The sequence below is a fragment of the Nocardia jiangxiensis NBRC 101359 genome (assembly GCF_000308615.1).
In the GTDB taxonomy this organism is placed as follows: domain Bacteria; phylum Actinomycetota; class Actinomycetes; order Mycobacteriales; family Mycobacteriaceae; genus Nocardia; species Nocardia jiangxiensis.
The window spans coordinates 1-16,269 of sequence record NZ_BAGB01000028.1; the positions used below are offsets into that span (position 1 = coordinate 1).

Annotated in this window: 15 protein-coding genes; 5 read left to right on the forward strand and 10 right to left on the reverse strand. The window is 66.2% G+C overall.

Annotation, left to right across the window (positions count from 1 at the left end):
• Both ON40_RS09815 and ON40_RS09820 read right to left on the reverse strand, forming a co-directional pair.
• The coding region (locus ON40_RS09815; RefSeq protein ID WP_169541843.1) for an NAD(P)/FAD-dependent oxidoreductase at nt 1-681 on the reverse strand (681 nt) is incomplete at its 3' end.
• 41 nt (nt 682-722) lie between these two features.
• A complete protein-coding gene (locus tag ON40_RS09820; RefSeq protein ID WP_051192923.1) occupies nt 723-2,204 on the reverse strand; it encodes a nitrate/nitrite transporter in 1,482 nt (493 codons plus the stop codon).
• 303 nt (nt 2,205-2,507) lie between these two features.
• On the opposite strand from ON40_RS09820, the gene ON40_RS09825 reads away from it, so the two are divergent.
• Nucleotides 2,508-3,494 carry an NAD(P)H-dependent flavin oxidoreductase gene (locus ON40_RS09825; protein WP_051192924.1) on the forward strand — a complete coding sequence of 329 codons (987 nt, stop codon included), beginning with the start codon at nt 2,508-2,510 and terminating at the stop codon, nt 3,492-3,494.
• Nucleotide 3,495: 1 nt separating this feature from the next.
• Here ON40_RS09825 and ON40_RS09830 read toward each other — a convergent pair whose 3' ends face one another.
• From ON40_RS09830 to ON40_RS09855, 6 genes are all read right to left on the reverse strand, one after another.
• Nucleotides 3,496-3,708, reverse strand: a complete 213-nt coding sequence (locus tag ON40_RS09830) for a hypothetical protein (RefSeq protein ID WP_040820969.1) — start codon at nt 3,706-3,708, stop codon at nt 3,496-3,498.
• Between the two features lie 24 nt (nt 3,709-3,732).
• Complete coding sequence (gene narI / locus ON40_RS09835) at nt 3,733-4,470, reverse strand: respiratory nitrate reductase subunit gamma (RefSeq protein ID WP_040820863.1); 738 nt, start codon at nt 4,468-4,470, stop codon at nt 3,733-3,735.
• Nucleotides 4,467-5,147, reverse strand: a complete 681-nt coding sequence (gene narJ / locus ON40_RS09840) for a nitrate reductase molybdenum cofactor assembly chaperone (RefSeq protein ID WP_040820865.1) — start codon at nt 5,145-5,147, stop codon at nt 4,467-4,469. Before narJ ends, narI begins: the two co-directional genes overlap by 4 nt.
• Nucleotides 5,144-6,904 (reverse strand): nitrate reductase subunit beta, encoded by a 1,761-nt coding sequence (gene narH / locus ON40_RS09845; protein ID WP_040820867.1) that lies wholly within the window; start codon nt 6,902-6,904, stop codon nt 5,144-5,146. Before narH ends, narJ begins: the two co-directional genes overlap by 4 nt.
• Before the next feature lies 1 nt (nt 6,905).
• Nucleotides 6,906-10,697, reverse strand: coding sequence for a nitrate reductase subunit alpha (locus tag ON40_RS09850; protein WP_083895534.1), 3,792 nt, complete (start codon nt 10,695-10,697; stop codon nt 6,906-6,908).
• A gap of 378 nt (nt 10,698-11,075) precedes the next feature.
• Nucleotides 11,076-12,302, reverse strand: coding sequence for a glycoside hydrolase family 76 protein (locus ON40_RS09855; protein WP_245567740.1), 1,227 nt, complete (start codon nt 12,300-12,302; stop codon nt 11,076-11,078).
• Nucleotides 12,303-12,394: 92 nt separating this feature from the next.
• Here ON40_RS09855 and ON40_RS53920 point away from each other — a divergent pair, with 92 nt between their 5' ends.
• Nucleotides 12,395-12,586, forward strand: a complete 192-nt coding sequence (locus ON40_RS53920) for a DUF4246 family protein (protein ID WP_218008767.1) — start codon at nt 12,395-12,397, stop codon at nt 12,584-12,586.
• An 84-nt stretch (nt 12,587-12,670) separates the two neighbouring features.
• Here the strand turns inward: ON40_RS53920 and ON40_RS51755 are convergent, their stop codons facing one another.
• Entirely contained in the window at nt 12,671-12,823 is a 153-nt protein-coding gene (locus ON40_RS51755; RefSeq protein ID WP_157186250.1) for a hypothetical protein, read from the reverse strand.
• 194 nt (nt 12,824-13,017) lie between these two features.
• On the opposite strand from ON40_RS51755, the gene ON40_RS09865 reads away from it, so the two are divergent.
• Together ON40_RS09865 and ON40_RS09870 are read left to right on the forward strand one after the other, a co-directional pair.
• A complete protein-coding gene (locus ON40_RS09865) occupies nt 13,018-13,458 on the forward strand; it encodes a VOC family protein (protein WP_083895535.1) in 441 nt (146 codons plus the stop codon).
• 281 nt (nt 13,459-13,739) lie between these two features.
• On the forward strand, nt 13,740-14,513 hold the full coding sequence (locus ON40_RS09870; protein WP_040820975.1) for a TIGR03084 family metal-binding protein: 774 nt from the start codon (nt 13,740-13,742) through the stop codon (nt 14,511-14,513).
• A 48-nt stretch (nt 14,514-14,561) separates the two neighbouring features.
• On the opposite strand, the gene ON40_RS09875 is transcribed toward ON40_RS09870, so the two are convergent.
• Nucleotides 14,562-14,939 (reverse strand): VOC family protein, encoded by a 378-nt coding sequence (locus tag ON40_RS09875; protein ID WP_040820873.1) that lies wholly within the window; start codon nt 14,937-14,939, stop codon nt 14,562-14,564.
• Nucleotides 14,940-15,278: 339 nt separating this feature from the next.
• Here ON40_RS09875 and ON40_RS09880 point away from each other — a divergent pair, with 339 nt between their 5' ends.
• A complete protein-coding gene (locus ON40_RS09880; protein ID WP_040820977.1) occupies nt 15,279-16,226 on the forward strand; it encodes an NADP-dependent oxidoreductase in 948 nt (315 codons plus the stop codon).
• Nucleotides 16,227-16,269: the final 43 nt, after the last annotated feature.

Here is a 16,269-nt window from a genome sequence, read left to right on the forward strand (position 1 = left end):
GTCTTCCGCCGATTCGATGACCGAGGTGCCGACCCCGGTGTGCACTCGCAGCCCCAGATCGGTGACCAACTTCTCCAATACGGCCCCGCCGCCGGTATCGACCTGCGTATGCATCAGCCGGTCGTTGTACTCCACGACATGCGCTTCCAGCCCGAGCAGACGCAGCGTGTTGGCGGCCTCGAGCCCCAGCAGCCCACCGCCGATCACCACACCGCGCGCTCCCGGGCCGCCCGCCAGCGCGGCGGCCCGGATGCGATTCAGATCCTCGATGGTGCGGTACACGAAACACTGCGGCAGTTCATGTCCCGGCACCGGCGGGACGAACGGATACGAGCCGGTGGCCAGAACCAGTGTGTCGTAGGCGATCACGGCGCCGATGGAGGTCGTCACCGTGTGAGCGGCCCGATCGATCCGCTCCACCCGCTCGCCGGTGCGGAGCTCCACCAGCGCGTCGCCCTGAAATACATTGCCGGGCAGGGCGAGTGCGTCCGCATCCCAGCCGTCGACATATGCGGACAGTCCGACCCGATCGTAGGCGGGCAGGGTTTCCTCGCCGACGATGACGATCCGCCAACGTCCGTCGGTGTCGCGCGACCGCAGCGCCTCCGCGAACCGATGCCCGACCATGCCGTGACCGGCGACGACCACTGTCCTGCAAGTGGATTCGACTGTGGAATTCATATGTCCTCCGTGGCTGGGTTCGGGCTCGGACGTCTCGGGGCTCAGATCGAGCGAGCCGAATGCTCCTGTACCGGAGTGGTTTCGGCGCCCGACAGGGCCTGCGTCACCGTCTCGAGCGTGGAGGGATCGGCCTTGCGGGTCGCGTGCGGCCGCCGCAGGAATACCGTCGACACCACGATCGCGCAGACCACGTAGAAGCCCATGAACACCCAGAACGCGGTGGTCGCGGAGTTGGTCGAGGCGTAGGAGGACCGGAACACCAGGTTGATGCCGACGCCACCCAGCGCACCTACCGCGCCCACGAAACCGATCAGCGCACCGGAGGTGTTCTGCGACCAGGCCGCCTGCGTCGCCGGATCCGCTTGCAGGCTCTTGGATTTCGCCTCGAACACCGAGGGGATGATCTTGGTGACCGAACCGTTGCCGATACCCGACAGCAGGAACAGCGCGATGAATCCGGCGATCAGGGCCACCATCGCCCCGCCGGTCGGCACGCCGCCGTGCGCGTCCCCGATCATGCCGGCGATACTGACCACCACGGCGGCCACGATCATGCCCAGGAACGTGTACAGCGTGACCCTGCTGCCGCCGAAGCGATCGGACCACTTGCCACCGTACGGGCGCATCACCGAGCCCAGCAGCGGGCCGATGAACGCGATCTGCGCGGCGTGCAGCGTGGCGTGGGCGACGCTCTCGCCACCGGCCTTGAAGCTGATCTGCAAAACCTGTCCGAATGCGAAGCTGAAGCCGATGAACGAGCCGAAGGTGCCGATGTACAGGAAGGCGATCGCCCAGGACTGCGGCACCTTCAACGAGGTGAGCATGTAGGACATATCGGCCTTCTGATTGCGCAGATTGTCCATGTACAGCGCCGCGCCGACGCCCGCGATCGCGATCAGCACCAGGTACACCAGGCACACGATCGACGCGTGTCCGTAGGCGTTGCCGACCGTGGCGATGACGGCCAGCCCGACCAGCTGGATCAGCGGCACACCGAGATTGCCGCCGCCCGCGTTCATGCCCAGCGCCCAGCCCTTGAGCCGTTGCGGGTAGAAGGCGTTGATATTCGTCATCGACGAGGCGAAATTGCCGCCGCCGAATCCGGCGAGCGCGGCGACCACCAAGAAGGTCGTGTACGAGGTGCCGGGGTGGTTGACGAAATACAGCGTCAGCAGGGTCGGGATCAACAGCATGATCGCGCTGAAGATCGTCCAGTTGCGGCCGCCGAATCGTGCGGTGGCCACCGTGTACGGAATCCGGAGAAATCCGCCGACCAATGTCGGCACCGCGCCGAGGAAGAATTTCCCGGCCGGGTCGATGCCGAATTTGTCGGTGGGCATGAACAGCACCATGACCGACCAGATCGACCAGATCGAGAAGCCCACATGCTCGGCGAATACCGACCACACCAGGTTTCGTCTGGCGATGTCCTTACCGCCGGCTTCCCAGGCGTCGACATCCTCTGCGTTCCAATTCTCGATATTGCGATTTCGCGACAGCGTACTCAACGGGGCCTCCCACATCAGGTTGGCTCAACAGTAGAAAGAGGGTATTTCCGCCATGCTGCGTGGAATGTCCGAGACGTCAACGGTTCCGCACGGATATGCGGTGCGGGTCGTGAGATCGTGCCGATTGTTTCAGGGGTGTGACACGGCGGTTGTGTGCCCGTCACGAAGTAACGGGGCGTTGCCCGAAGCGCGGGTGAGGGGAGAGATCGCGCACAGTTCGAGGGCATGGACCAACCGTGCGCGGGATCGCCCCGTGGCGACCGAGATGCCCTGGATGTGCTGATATGAGTGCATGTCATCGTGCGAGGAAGTCACCCGATGGTAGCCGGAGAGCCCCGATCGACTGCCGGGGCGACGCCCCTGTCCACGGCATGGTCGCGGGAGATGGGGTTGCGGATTCCGGTGGTCAACGCGCCGATGGGCGGGGTGGCCGGTGGGCGGATGGCCGCGGCCGTCACCGCGGCCGGTGGTCTGGGCATGATCGGAATGGGCAGCGCCGGTTCGGTGGCCGCGCTCGACCGTGAACTCGGACGATTGGGCGATGGTGCGGGGCCGTTCGGGATCGGGTTGGTGGACTGGGTGATCGCCGCGCAGCCCGGACTGCTCGACCGAGCCATTGCCGCGAGGCCGGTGTTGATCTCGGTGAGTTTCGGGACGGATCTGTCCTGGGTTCCCCGCGTCCGGGACGCTGGAATCCGCACGGCCACACAGGTTTACAACGCCGACGAGGCTCGGCGCGCGGAGCAGGCCGGGGTCGAGGTGCTGGTGGCCCGGGGATCGGAGGGTGGCGGGCACGGTGCGGTGGAGATGGCCACGCTGCCGCTGCTCGATGCGGTCGTCGGCGCGGTGTCGATTCCGGTGCTGGCGGCCGGGGGAATCGGGTCGGCGGCGAGTCTGGCCGCGGTGCTGACCGCGGGGGCGGCGGGGGCGTGGCTCGGCACCTGCCTGGCCGCCTGCCCGGAATCGCTGCTGTCGCAGGACGGCCGGGCGGCCATGCTCGCCGCGCGGGGGACCGATACGATCCTGACTCGCGCCTTCGACGTCGGAATGGGATTGCCCTGGGCGACAAGGTTTCCCGCCCGGGTGCTGCGCAACGAGTTCGCCGAGCGGTGGACCGGCCGGGAGGAGGAACTGTCCCGCGATCCGGCGGCACGGGATGCGCTCGATGCCGGGATCGCGCGGGAGGATCAGCGGGTGACGCCGATCGATGCCGGTCAGGGCGTCGGCCTGGTGACCGCCGCCGAACCGGTGGCGCAGGTGCTCGAGACGTTGTGTGCGGGAGCCGCCCGGCTGCTCGCGCGGTAGGTCAATCCTCGCTGCTGCGCCGGTCGCCCAGGAAGCGCAGCAGATCCGGATCGCCGGAGGTGAACCGGTCCACCTCCTCACCGCCGGTGCATTGGTAGAGCACGACGGTCACCCGGTCGTCGCGGCGGTTCAGCACCCGCCACACCGCGCCGGAATCCTCCCAGCGTCGCAGGATCGCTACCGGATCCGGCGTCTCCGACGATTCATGGGCCATATGATCCATGATCGCGCACGGCCTTCACCAGCGTTCTGGAGTCACGGGCGCATCCCATGCCTTGGCGTACCGGCTGTGGTCCGGGCGTTGTACGGCCTTGGCGCGGTAGACGATGTACGGGCGGGTGAGATAACCGATCGGCGCGCTGAACATGTGCACGAGCCTGGTGTAGGGCCACAGGCCGATCAACGTCAGCACGATCACCCCGTGCACCTGGAAGGTCCAGGGCGTGCCGACCATCAGCTCCGGATGCGAGTGCAGCGTGAAAATGCTACGGAACCAAGGGGATACGGTTTCGCGATAGTTGTAGGTACCCCACAGCAGATTACTGCCGAGAGTGTTGAGCAGTCCGGTGATCAGGGCGGCGGCCAACAGTACGTACATGATCTTGTCGTTGGTCGTGGTGGCCTTGCGCACCGCGGGCACCGTGACGCGGCGGTAGAGCAGGATCGCGATTCCGGCGATGACCGCGATTCCCGCGACCGATCCCGCCGAGACCGCGACCACGTGATACAGCTCCTCGGACACCCCCACCGCATCGGTCCACGCCTGCGGGATCAGCACACCCAGGACGTGGCCGCCGATGACCCCGAGCATGCCGAAGTGGAACAGCGGACTGCCCAGCCGCAGCAACCGGCTCTCGTACAACTGCGAAGACCTTGTGGTCCAACCGAATTGGTCGGTGCGATAGCGCCACAGGTGGCCCAGGACGAAGGAGGTGAAGGCGATATAGGGCAGGATCAGCCAGATGTCGGCGGTCATCGGCGGGCCTGCGATCCGTCGAACAGCGCGGGATCCATCGTGTAGGGATCCATCCCGACTTCCTCGTCCGGCGGTCCGGCCGCCGCCAGTTCGGTGATGCGGCGGCGGTCCGCGACCGTCAGTGGCGGCAGCGTGGTGACCACCGCGGCAACGATATCGGCATACGGAGATCCGTTGTCGCTCAGCGACAATCGCAGCAGTTCGATGACCGGGATGTGTTCGCCCAGCAGGCGCTCGCCGCCGATCGGGTCGACCGTCGCCGCGAATTCGAGCAGGACGGGCAGGTGATCGGGCAGTTCCCGGTCGTCGAGTTCGACGCCCGCATGCCGGTAGGCGTGTTTGAAACGCAGCAGCGCCATACCCCGCTTGCGGGTGTCGCCGTAGGCGTAGAACGTGAGGTGCATGCTGGCGCGGCGTCGCATGTCGAAGGTCTCCACGTACTGCTGGGCGAGGTCGAGTGGTGACGATGCCGTGATATGGGTGAGGAAGCGCTGCAACGGAATTCGGGCATCATCGGGCAGATGTGCGGCCGCTGCGGTGATCCGGTCGACGGCGGTGAACAGGTGTTCGTCGGGATAGTCCAGCAGGAGCGCGGCGGTGCGCCAGATCAGGCGGCGATCCCGTTCGGACATCTGCACGGCCGGTTCGGGGCGTCGGCGTATTTTCAACAAGGTCATCGCTGGGCCCCGCTCGAAATCGGTGTCACGTCGTCGGTCGGTGCTGACTTGCCGTTGCCGTTGCCGTTGCCGTTGCCGTTTGCTGCGGCTCGGCTTCCGTTGGCGCCGTTGCCGTTGGCCGCTGTTCCGGCAGTTCCGTTCTCGGCGTGGCCATTGCCGTTCGCTGCCGTCGGAACGAGTCCCTCGGTGCTGCGGCCGTCCCAGTTCAGCAGATTGATCCGATTCGTCTTCTCTTCCGGTGCAGCGTCATTGGCGTCGGTGAGATGAAATTTCTCGACCATCGTGTCGAAGGCCGTCATCCCCGGCCCGCCGTCGGTGTCCAGGCTGCATCCCGTGGCGAGCGAATCCAATTCGTGCGCCTGTGATGTCGCACCCTGCGGAATCACATACCGGTGTTCGTATTTCGCGATGGCCAGCAGCCGGTACATCGCCTCGATCTCCTCGGGTTCGAGCCGTACCGACGGTGCGATCGAGGGATCGGGCTCCTTGCCGAGATTCACCGACCGCATGAACGAGCGCATGGCCGCCAGGCGCTGCATGGCCGCGCGCACCGGCCCGATCTCACCGGCGGTGAACAGTTCGGCGAGATATTCGATCGGAATGCGCAGTGCGTCGATGGCGCCGAACAGATTCGAGGCGTCCTCACCGTCGTGCCCGGTCTCCGACAGGGATTCCACCACCGGCGACAGCGGCGGCACGTACCAGACCATCGGCATGGTGCGATATTCCGGATGCAGCGGCAGGGCGATCTGATAGTCGACGATCAGCTTGTAGACCGGCGAACTCTGCGCGGCCTCGATCCAATCCGGGCTGATTCCGGCGCGTTCGGCCTCGGCGACCACGCGCGGATCGTGCGGGTTGAGGAACACGCCGAGCTGGCTGGGATACAGATCCTTCGGATCGGTCACCGAGGCCGCCTGGAGGACGGCGTCCGCGTCGTACAGCATCACGCCGATATAGCGCAGCCGCCCCACGCAGGTCTCCGAGCACACCGTCGGGATGCCGACCTCCACCCGCGGGTAGCAGAACGTGCACTTCTCCGCCTTGCCCGTCTTGTGGTTGAAATAGATCTTCTTGTACGGACATCCGGTGACACACTGCCGCCAGCCACGGCACGCGTCCTGGTCGACGAGCACGATGCCGTCCTCGGACCGCTTGTAGATCGCCCCGGACGGGCAGGAGGCCACGCAGGACGGATTCAGGCAGTGTTCACAGATCCTGGGCAGATAGAACATGAAGGTCTGTTCGAATTCCAGTTTGACCTGCTCCGAGAGCCGGGCCAGCAGCGGATCCCGGCCGACCTGCTCGGGGCCCGATCCCAGATCGTCGTCCCAGTTCGCACCCCAGGTGATCGTCGTATCCTTGCCGGTGATCAGCGATTTCGGCCGCGCGACGGGAGTGGTGTCCATGGCCGGGGCGGACAGCAGGTTGTCGTAGTCGTAGCTCCAGGGCTCGTAGTAGTCCTCGACCGTGGGCAGGTCCGGGTTGGCGAAGATGTTGAGCAGCCGTTTCATTCGCGAACCGGACTTCAGGGTGAGCCGACCGCGCTTGGTGAGCCGCCAGCCGCCCTTCCACTTCTCCTGATCCTGGTACTGCCGCGGATACCCCTGTCCCGGACGGGTTTCCACATTGTTGAACCACATGTACTCGGTGCCGCCGCGATTGGTCCACGCCTGCTTGCAGGTGACGCTGCAGGTGTGACAGCCGATGCATTTGTCCAGGTTCATCACCATGGCCATCTGTGCCATGACACGCATATCAGTACTCCACTTCCTGCGAGCGCTTGCGGATCGTCGTGACCTCGTCGCGCTGATTTCCGGTGGGGCCGTGGTAGTTGAGCGCGAACGACTGCTGCGCGTACCCGCCGATGAGATGCGTGGGTTTGATCATGATCCGGGTGAGCGCGTTGTGGATGCCGCCGCGCTTACCCTTACCGGGCTGCTGTTGCGGTGCGGCCCAATCGAATCCGGTCGCCGCCCCGTCCGGCCGACCGTCGATCCTCGGCACGCCGACCGCCCGGTCCTGAGCGTGATACATGAATACGGTGCCCTCGGGCATGCGGTGACTGACGATCGCGCGCGCGACGACGACACCGTTGCGGTTCACCGCCTCGATCCAATCGTTGTCGGCCACACCGATCTTCGCCGCGTCCCGGTCCGACATCCAGATCGCCTGTCCGCCGCGGGACAGGGTCAGCATGTGCAGGTTGTCCTGATACGCCGAGTGGATCGACCACTTCGAATGCGGTGTGAGGTACCGAACGGTGACGCCGTTGTCACCGACGGACCCCACCCCCGGTTCGCTGAACAAAGCGCTCATGTCCAGCGGCGGGCGGAAGATCGGCAGCTGTTCGCCGAGCTCGGCCATCCAGTCGTGGTCGAGGTAGAAGTGCTGGCGTCCGGTGAGGGTGTGCCAGGGTTTGAGACGTTCGGTGTTGATGGTGAACGGGGAGTAGCGGCGTCCGCCGGTTTCACTGCCCGACCATTCGGGCGAGGTGATCACCGGCACCGGCCGGGACTGGGTGTCCGCGAAGGTGATTCGCTTGCCCTCGTGCTCGGCGGCCAGATCCGCCAGGCGGGTGCCGGTGCGGCGTTCGAGCGCCTCGAACCCCTCCACCGCGAGTCTGCCGTTGGTGGTGCCGGACAGCGCCAGGATCGCCTCGGCGGCGTGCGTGTCCTTGGCCAGCGACGGACGTCCCTGTGCCACACCGGAAACCACCGTGCCGTTCACTCCGGCGAGGTAGGCGACCTCCTGGTCGGGATAGGTGGTCACGCCCTTCGTGGTGACGCCGAGCGTCTCGATCAGCGGACCCAGCGCCGCCATCTTCTCCGCGAGATTCGGGTAATCGCGTTCGACGACAACCAGTTTGGGCATGGTCTTGCCGGGAACGGGTTCGCACTCGCCGGCTTTCCAGTCCCGCACGCGCCCGCCCGCCTGTGCCAGCGCATCGGGTGAATCATGTTGCAGCGGAACGGCGATGACGTCCTTGCGCACACCCAGATGCTTCTCCGCCATCCAGGAGAACCCGCGGGCGATGCGGTGGAACGCCTCGAAATCGGTCCGGGCCTCCCACGGCGGGGAGATCGCGGGGGAGAAGGAGTGCACGAACGGGTGCATATCGGTCGAGGACAGATCGTGTTTCTCGTACCAGGTCGCCGCGGGCAGCACGATATCGGAGAACAGCGTCGTGCTGGTCATCCGGAAATCCAGGGACAGCAGCAGGTCGAGCTTCCCGGTCGGGGCCTGTTCGCGCCAGGTGAGTTCGGACGGCCGCACCCCGGTGCTGTCGGTGGTCTGCAGATTGGAGTCCGCGCCCAGCAGATGCCTGTGGAAGTATTCGTTGCCCTTACCGGACGAGCCCAGCAGATTCGCCCGCCAGACGGTCAGGCAGCGCGGGAAGTTCTCCGGTGCGTCGGGATCCTCGCAGGCGAAACGCAGTGTGCCCGACTTCAGTTCGTCCACGACGTGATCCGCGGCCGATTTGCCGGATCGTTCGGCCTCGTCGGCCAGATCCAGGGGATTGCGGTCGAAGGTCGGATAGGTCGGCATCCAGCCCAGTCGGCTGGCCAGCGCGATATTGTCCGCGGCGGTTCGCCCGGCGAAGGTGCCCCGGCTCAGTGGCGAGGTGAACGCCTCCGCGGTGAACGGGTCGTAGCGCCACTGGTCGTTGGTCAGATACCAGAACACCGTGCCCTGCATCTGTCGCGGCGGGCGTTGCCAGTCCAGGCCGAAAGCCAGTGTGGACCAGCCGGTTACGGGGCGGCACTTCTCCTGGCCGACGTAATGCGCCCAGCCGCCGCCGTTCACGCCCTGACAGCCGGTGAGCAGCGTGAGGGTGAAGAAAGCGCGATAGATCTGGTCCGAGTGGAACCAGTGGTTGGTGCCCGCGCCCATCAGGATCATCGAGCGGCCGCCGGATTGTTCCGCGTTGTCGGCGAATTCGCGCGCGACCCGCTCGGCCTGGGCGGCCGGAACCCCGGTGATGGTCTCCTGCCAGGCCGGGGTGTAGGGCTGGGTGGCGTCGTCGTATCCGGTGGGCCAGGAACCTGGCAGCCCGTCGCGGGGCACGCCGTATTGGGCCAGCAGCAGGTCGAAGACGGTGGTAACCCGTTTTCCGGCAACGAGTGTCGTGGGGACGCCGCGCAGGACGCTGCCCGGGACATCGCTGTCGAAGCGGGGCAGTCGCAGGGTGACCGCCTGTGTCCCGGGCTGCCCGTGCAGGCTCAGCAACGGATCCACGCTCTCCAGGTCCAGATTCCATTTTCCGGCGTCCGCGCCGGTGAAGCGGTGCCCGAGTGAACCGTTGGGCACCACCGGATTTCCGTCGTCGTCGAGCAGGACCATCTTGTGTTCGGCGCCTTCGCCGTCCTGTCCGAGATCGGCGGCGGTGAGGAATTTGCCGGGCAGGGTGCCCTCGGCGTGATACCGGCCCTCGGCGTCCCAGCCGCCCGCCTCGTCCAGGCAGATCAGGAACGGCAGATCGGTGTAGCGCTTGACGTAATCCCGGAAACGCGGAGTCGTCCGGTCGACGAAGAATTCCTTCAGCACCACATGTCCCATCGACATGGCAAGTGCCGCATCGGTTCCCGGACGCGCAGGCAGCCATTCGTCGGCGAATTTGGTGTTGTCCGCGTAGTCGGGGGAGACCACGACGACCTTCTGGCCGCGATAGCGCGCCTCGGTCATGTAGTGCGCGTCCGGGGTGCGGGTGACCGGGACGTTCGAACCCCACATGATCAGATATCCGGCGTCGAACCAGTCGGCCGACTCCGGGACGTCGGTCTGATCCCCGAACACCTGCGGCGAGGCCACCGGCAGATCGGCGTACCAGTCGTAGAACGAGAGCATCGACCCGCCGAGCAGCGAGATGAACCGAGCGCCGACCGCATGGCTCACCATCGACATGGCCGGGATCGGGGAGAAGCCCGCGACGCGGTCCGGACCGTACTGCTTGATCGTGTAAACATGTGCGGCAGCGGCGATTTCGGCCGCTTCCCACCATTCCGCGCGAACGAATCCGCCCTTGCCGCGCGCGGATTTGTACCGGCGGGCGCGCTCGGGATCCTCGACCAGCTCCGCCCAGGCCAGCACCGGGTCCTTCACTCGCGACCTGGCCTCCCGGTACATCTCGAGCAGAACCCCGCGCACATACGGATACCGCACGCGCGCAGGGGAATACGTGTACCAGGAGAAGGAGGCCCCGCGCGGGCATCCGCGCGGCTCGTACTCGGGCTTGTCCGCACCCACCGAGGGGTAGTCGGTCTGCTGCGACTCCCAGGTGATCACGCCGTCCTTGACGTAGATCTTCCACGAGCACGAACCGGTGCAGTTCACCCCGTGCGTGGACCGCACCACCTTGTCGTGCGACCACCGGTCCCGATAGAACTCGTCGGCCTCGCGCCCGCCCTGTTTGTGCAGGGTTCGCTGGTCGTCCGAAACCTCGCCGCGTTGAAAGTATTTGCCGAGTCCGAGCAGTGCGTCCCCGGCGTCCTCGATCCCGATGCGCGGGGCGGGACCGGATGCCGATCCTCGGGCACGTGAGTTGGCCATGATGCCCCTTCGAGCGGAATAGCAGGCTGACGAATCCGACTGTAAAGACCTATCCGGAGCAGGCAAAACAGATCTCTCACAGCCCATCCGAACCGCCTGTGCGCTGTGAGGCCGCCGCAACCTACCGGTCACCACGGACGGTGGTGATCCTCGTCACCATTCACCGGCGAACAGGCCCGACGCCCCCGAATCCCGGAAATCCGGGGCTGTGCCCCCGCCCTGTTCGGCAACCGGTGATGGATTGGAAACTGTGCCTTCTCGGACGGTTTACATTAATTAACACGTTCGCGGCGGCCTGCGAGCGGCAGATTTCGCCCCGGCGCGGTCGAATTCACCGGCATCCGCGGCCGTGGTGAGCGTCCGCGGCGTGGGCCGGTCTCAGTGTCCGGCCGCGGTGAGCAGGTGATCTGCCTCGAGCACCATCCAGCCGCTGAGCTGGACCGACAGGTCGCGGCTCAGATTCGCCGCCGGGACGGTCGAGGAGTGCGTCAGCTGAGTGAAGGTGCCCGGGTGGTCCGGCACGGTCACCGGGCGGGTCCAGTCCATCCCGAACAGCGGCAGGCCGCCCACCTCGGCGCGGTGCTCCCAGGCCGCTCGCGCGGAGGCGTGCACGATATTCGCGGCGGTGGTGTCGCCGAGGGCGAGCGCGGCCTCGGCGAGATATCTGGCGAGGATACCCATGAAAAGGCCGGAGTCGTTCGCGGCGGCCGCCGCGATCACGCCGGCGTTCGTGAGCTTGTCCGCGGTCGCGGCGATGAGATCCGTCGCACGTTTGTGGTGAGTCGAATCACCGGTGCGCGTTGCCAATTCGGCTTCCAGGGCGATGGCCGCACCCTGGCAGTAGGTCGGTGTCGCGTGGTCCACCCGGCCCTCGGGTTCGTGCACGCCGTCGAAGATCAGGCCGCTGCGAGGATCGCGCAATCGGGCCTGTAGGAAGTCGGAAAGTGCTGCAGCGCGGGTCAATTCGCCCGATCGGGCCATCGCGATACCGGTCGGGCCGATCGCGGAGGTGGAGTAGTAGTTGTCGTGCGACCGCCACGGCACCGCACCGATGTCCGGCCGCCAGCCCGCGTACAGGGCACGGTGCAGATCCCCGACGGCCTCGCCGAACCGGATGTCGAGCAGTCGTTCGGCTCGTTCGAGCGCCAGTATCAGCCAGGACATGTCGTCGTAGTACCCGTTGGTCCAGGCGGTGATGTTGCGGACCCGGATGCCGCGCGCGAGGGCGAAGATCCGGCCGATGCGTTCGGGGGTGCGCGCACGAACCGCGGCGTCCACCGCGCAGTCGAGCAGATGAGCCTGCCACCAGTAGCACCATCGCCCCAGCAGCAGTTGCTCCCACAGCGAAGCGGGCCAGACGAGGGTGCCCAGTTGCACCTGCGGCTCACCCCAGAGCGGGCGGACATAACGCTGCACGATCGCCTGTTCTGCCAGCTCGGCCCGTTTCCCGGACTCCTCGGGGCCGGGCGGCGCCGTCTGGTTGATCATCAGCGCCTGCGTCGGCTGTGCGGTAGCGGTCAATGCGACCCAGGCCCCGGCTGCGACCAGGATGCTGCGCCTGCCGATTCTGTTGTTCCGGCGATCCATCCGCTCGGACTCCCTCATACCCAACAACGATCACCGGAGCGGAAATTGTGCGCCTCCATCGTATCGGGCGACGATCCGGGGCGCGCGGCGTCCCCGGCGGATGCGGACCGGTGCTCGTCCCTGGTGGTGCCCGGTCCGGATGTCGGGATCGGGGTCGTCGCCTACAGCTCATCGTCAAGCTGGCCAATATCCACCTCACCCCCGAGAACTCCGAATACTCCGGCGGCACATGGCATGTCGAGGCGATGATGAACGACAACGAGGAAATCTACGAACGAGGGTTCTCCCTCTGCGAACACTGAACCCCGCACCGGTCCCACCTGCGGGCCATGCGCATCGCGTCGCGAGATCGACTGTGTCTCAATAAGTGTGGCGGCAAGACGGCATCATCGTTCGGGCGGCGGGTCCTCTCGGGGCGCCCTGACGTACAGCTGCTGGCGGGCGCGGGCGATGGGTGCGCCGGTCTGGTCGATGATCTGTGCTTCGGGGTCGGTGATCGACTTCTCGCCGCGGTCGGTCGTGTGGCGAATGGCGTCCACGATGCCCGATGCCCCTGATCGCGATGAGTTCCGCGCTGGGTATCGCCGTTGGCAACTGTCCTCTCGGCGCGGGGACACCTCGGCCCATCGGAATGTATGTCGACCGTTGATGACCGATGAGTTTTCGTCGGTGAGTCGGTCGATAACGGAGTAGCTGCCGTGCCCGGGTGGGCTTGTGGACGAGGGAGAGTGCTGTGGCGATTCGGCGGATGGACAACGTGTTGATCGTCGTCGAAGATCTCGATGCAGTGATCGGGTTCTTCGTCGAGATCGGGATGGAGTTGGAGGGGCGGGGGCCGGTGGAGGGGCCGTGGGTGGAGCGGGTGATCGGGGTCGACGATGTGCGGCAGGAGGTGGCGATGTTGCGGATTCCCGGCGGGCACGGGCGCATCGAGTTGGCGATGTTCAGTAATCCCGAGGTGATTCGGGCCGAGCCCAAGGATGCGCCCGCGAACACGTTGGGGATTCGCCGGGTCATGTTCGCCGTCGACGACATCGATGACGTGGTCACCCGGTTGCGCGCTCGCGGCGCCGAACTCGTCGGCGAGATCGTGCAGTTCGAGCAGATTTATCGGCTCTGCTACGTCCGAGGGCCGGAGGGTATCGTGGTCGGCCTTGCCGAGGAACTGAGCTGAGGGACTGCCCCCGCCTTCGCATCGAGGACGCGCCCGGATGGTCGACAACATGCCGCGCCGGGACGATGGCATCGTGGATGACACTGGAACGCAGACGGGGGAACGCCTACTTCTCGTAGGCCGATCCTCCTCGTAGACAAGAGAATACCGCCAGATCAGCTCTTGCTGAATGTGTGCTCGCGCCGAGTGCCGACCTCGGATAGCCTGGCGGCACAACGTCTGTCTCGCCGGTCCGAACGGAACGAGTTCGTTGCCGTCGATGAGTGTGAAGGTGAATGCCGATGCTCGACTACGGCCTCGACATGTCCGGTGTCGATCGCGATCGTGCGCTGCCCGGCCTGGTGGCCGAGGGAGATGAACTCGACGCACTGGTGTCGGCCCACGACGATTGGTCCGAGTCCACACCGGCGGCCGGGTGGACGGTCGCCCATCAGATCGCTCATCTCGCCGCGGCCGATGCGAACGCCCTGATCGCCATTCGAACGCCGGAGGCGTTCGACGACGTCGCGAAACAGGCGGAGGCCGATGGCAGCCGATACGCCGACCTCGACGCCGCCGCCGGTGCGGCCCAACCGAGATCGGAGCTGCTGGAACGGTGGCGTACCGGCCGGATCGAGGTGGCGGCCGCGCTGCACGAGATTCCTTTGAACCAGGGCTTTCCGTGGTACGGCTCGGAGCTGACCGCGGCGCTGATGGTCCCGCTGCGGCTGATGGAGACATGGGCGCACGGCCAGGACATCTTCGATGCACTGGGTGCCACACACCTGCCCACCGATCGACTCCAGCACGTGGCCGCACTGGGCGTGGCGGGACGAGAGCTGTCCTTCTACGCCGCGCAAATCCCCACTCCCGCAGACCCTTTCCGCGTCGAGCTGACCGCACCCGACGGTGAGACCTGGGCATGGGGCCCGGAAGACGCCGCGCAACGCGTCCGAGGCAGCGCCCTGGACTTCTGTCTGCGAGTCACCCACCGCAGACCCCGAGCCGTAACCGACCTCACCGCAGTCGGCGAGGACGCGCAGAAGTGGCTCGATATAGCCCGCGTATTCCTCTGACATGTGAACGAATTCCGCAGGGCGCGAACTCGATCAGGGGCGCGCGCATCACTCTTCGGCGCCGGGCGGAACCGTGAGGCAGAAGGGATGCCCCGACGGATCGATGAGTACTCGCCAACGATCAGGTGCAGGTTGGAAGTCGGCCTTGACCGTGCCGCAGCCGACCGCTGCCTGCTCTGCGCCATCGAGATCGGCGACGAACAGATCGAGATGCATCTGCTTGGGCACCTGGTTACCCGGCCAATCCGGTGGCCTGTGATCTGCCACGTGTTCGATCGTCAGCAGCACCCCGGCACCCTGCAGCACCACCAGCTCATCGGATTCGTACCGAACCTCGAAATCCAGCAATGCTCGATAGAACTGCCCGAGCCCTCGCGGATCTCGGCTGTCCAACGCAATTGCACCGAAATTGGCTATCGCGGCCATTGCTCCCCCTGACGTCCGGTCCCCGGCCCGGCGCCGAGGCCACTCCACCGCCATGGATACCACAGATGGGTAGATGTCCTGCGCCGCAGAGCATCCCATCCGTCGACGGCGCGTGATCGCCGGATCGGGCACGGATTGCGCACTGCGGTTGATCGGGCCACCCGGTCCGAAGGCGATCACCGCTACCGCCCGCGCGGTGTACGGGCCGTTATCGCGGCCAGTCGAGTTGGTGATCGGGAATGCCGAGTTCTCTACCGTAGCTGGTGGTGCGCGGATAGTGCCGGGAACATCGGTGCGGCCGGGTGTGGTTGTTCTCTGCGAATCGGAGAAGGAGTGGTGATGCTGGCTATCGGTTTCGACGAGCCGGGTGGTCCCGACGTGTTGCGTGTGGTGCAGGTGCCCGAGCCGCATGCGGGGGAGGGGCAGGTTCGGATTCGGGTTGCGGCTGCGACGGTGAATCCGTCGGATCTGGTTACCAGGAGTGGGGCGGCGCATGATCGCTATCGGGAGGTGAGGCCGCCTTATGTGCCGGGGTGGGATGCGGCCGGTGTGATCGACGAGGTGGGGCCGGGGTCGCGGTGGCGCGTCGGGGATCAGGTCGTCGCGATCACCAAACCGGTGTTGGAAGGGGGTGGTGCGTACGCGGAACGGATTGTGGTTTCCGATGATTCGGTGGCGCCGATGCCCGCGGGAGCCGATGCCGTCGCGGCGGCGACACTGCCGATGAACGGGCTCACCGCGGCCCTCGCGCTCGATGCGGCCGATGTTCGTCCGGGCGGCACGGTCGCGGTGACCGGTGCGGCCGGTGCGGTCGGCGGATATGTGATCCAGTTGGCCAAGCATCGTGGGCTCACCGTGCTCGCCGACGCCTCACCTCGGGACGAGCAACTGGTCGCCGACCTCGGCGCTGATACCGTTCTCGCGCGGGGTGATGATTTCGCCCGGCGCGTCCGTGTGCAGGTGCCCGATGGTGTCGACAGCGTGATCGACTGCGCGTTGCTGGGGAGCGCCGTGCTGTCCGCCGTCCGCGACAACGGATCCTACGTCGCGCTGCGACCGCCGCGATTGAGCGGAACCGTCGACTCGGAGCGCGATATCGACGTGCACTACGTCATGGTCCTCGACCGCGTCCACGACTCGGCCACGCTCACGGAACTGAGCCGTCTGGCCTCCGATGGCGTGCTGACTTTGCGTGTGGCCCAAACGTTCCCGGCGACCGAGGCCGCGGACGCACATCGCCTGCTCGAAGCCGGTGGGCTGCGCGGTCGCATCGTGCTCACGTTCTGAACGGGTTCGCCAGGAATGTCCGGTGAGCCCGCACGACCGACAA

Excerpts from the sequence above, each read along its gene's own strand:
- ON40_RS09880 (WP_040820977.1), top strand. The coding sequence starts at position 15,279 with ATGCTGGCTATCGGTTTCGACGAGCCGGGTGGTCCCGACGTGTTGCGT.
- ON40_RS09830 (WP_040820969.1), bottom strand. The coding sequence starts at position 3,708 with ATGGCCCATGAATCGTCGGAGACGCCGGATCCGGTAGCGATCCTGCGA.
- narI (WP_040820863.1), bottom strand. The coding sequence starts at position 4,470 with ATGACCGCCGACATCTGGCTGATCCTGCCCTATATCGCCTTCACCTCC.
- ON40_RS09875 (WP_040820873.1), bottom strand. The coding sequence starts at position 14,939 with ATGGCCGCGATAGCCAATTTCGGTGCAATTGCGTTGGACAGCCGAGAT.
- ON40_RS09820 (WP_051192923.1), bottom strand. The coding sequence starts at position 2,204 with ATGTGGGAGGCCCCGTTGAGTACGCTGTCGCGAAATCGCAATATCGAG.
- ON40_RS09850 (WP_083895534.1), bottom strand. The coding sequence starts at position 10,697 with ATGGCCAACTCACGTGCCCGAGGATCGGCATCCGGTCCCGCCCCGCGC.
- ON40_RS09855 (WP_245567740.1), bottom strand. The coding sequence starts at position 12,302 with ATGAGGGAGTCCGAGCGGATGGATCGCCGGAACAACAGAATCGGCAGG.
- narJ (WP_040820865.1), bottom strand. The coding sequence starts at position 5,147 with ATGACCTTGTTGAAAATACGCCGACGCCCCGAACCGGCCGTGCAGATG.
- ON40_RS09870 (WP_040820975.1), top strand. The coding sequence starts at position 13,740 with ATGCTCGACTACGGCCTCGACATGTCCGGTGTCGATCGCGATCGTGCG.
- narH (WP_040820867.1), bottom strand. The coding sequence starts at position 6,904 with ATGCGTGTCATGGCACAGATGGCCATGGTGATGAACCTGGACAAATGC.
- ON40_RS09825 (WP_051192924.1), top strand. The coding sequence starts at position 2,508 with ATGGTAGCCGGAGAGCCCCGATCGACTGCCGGGGCGACGCCCCTGTCC.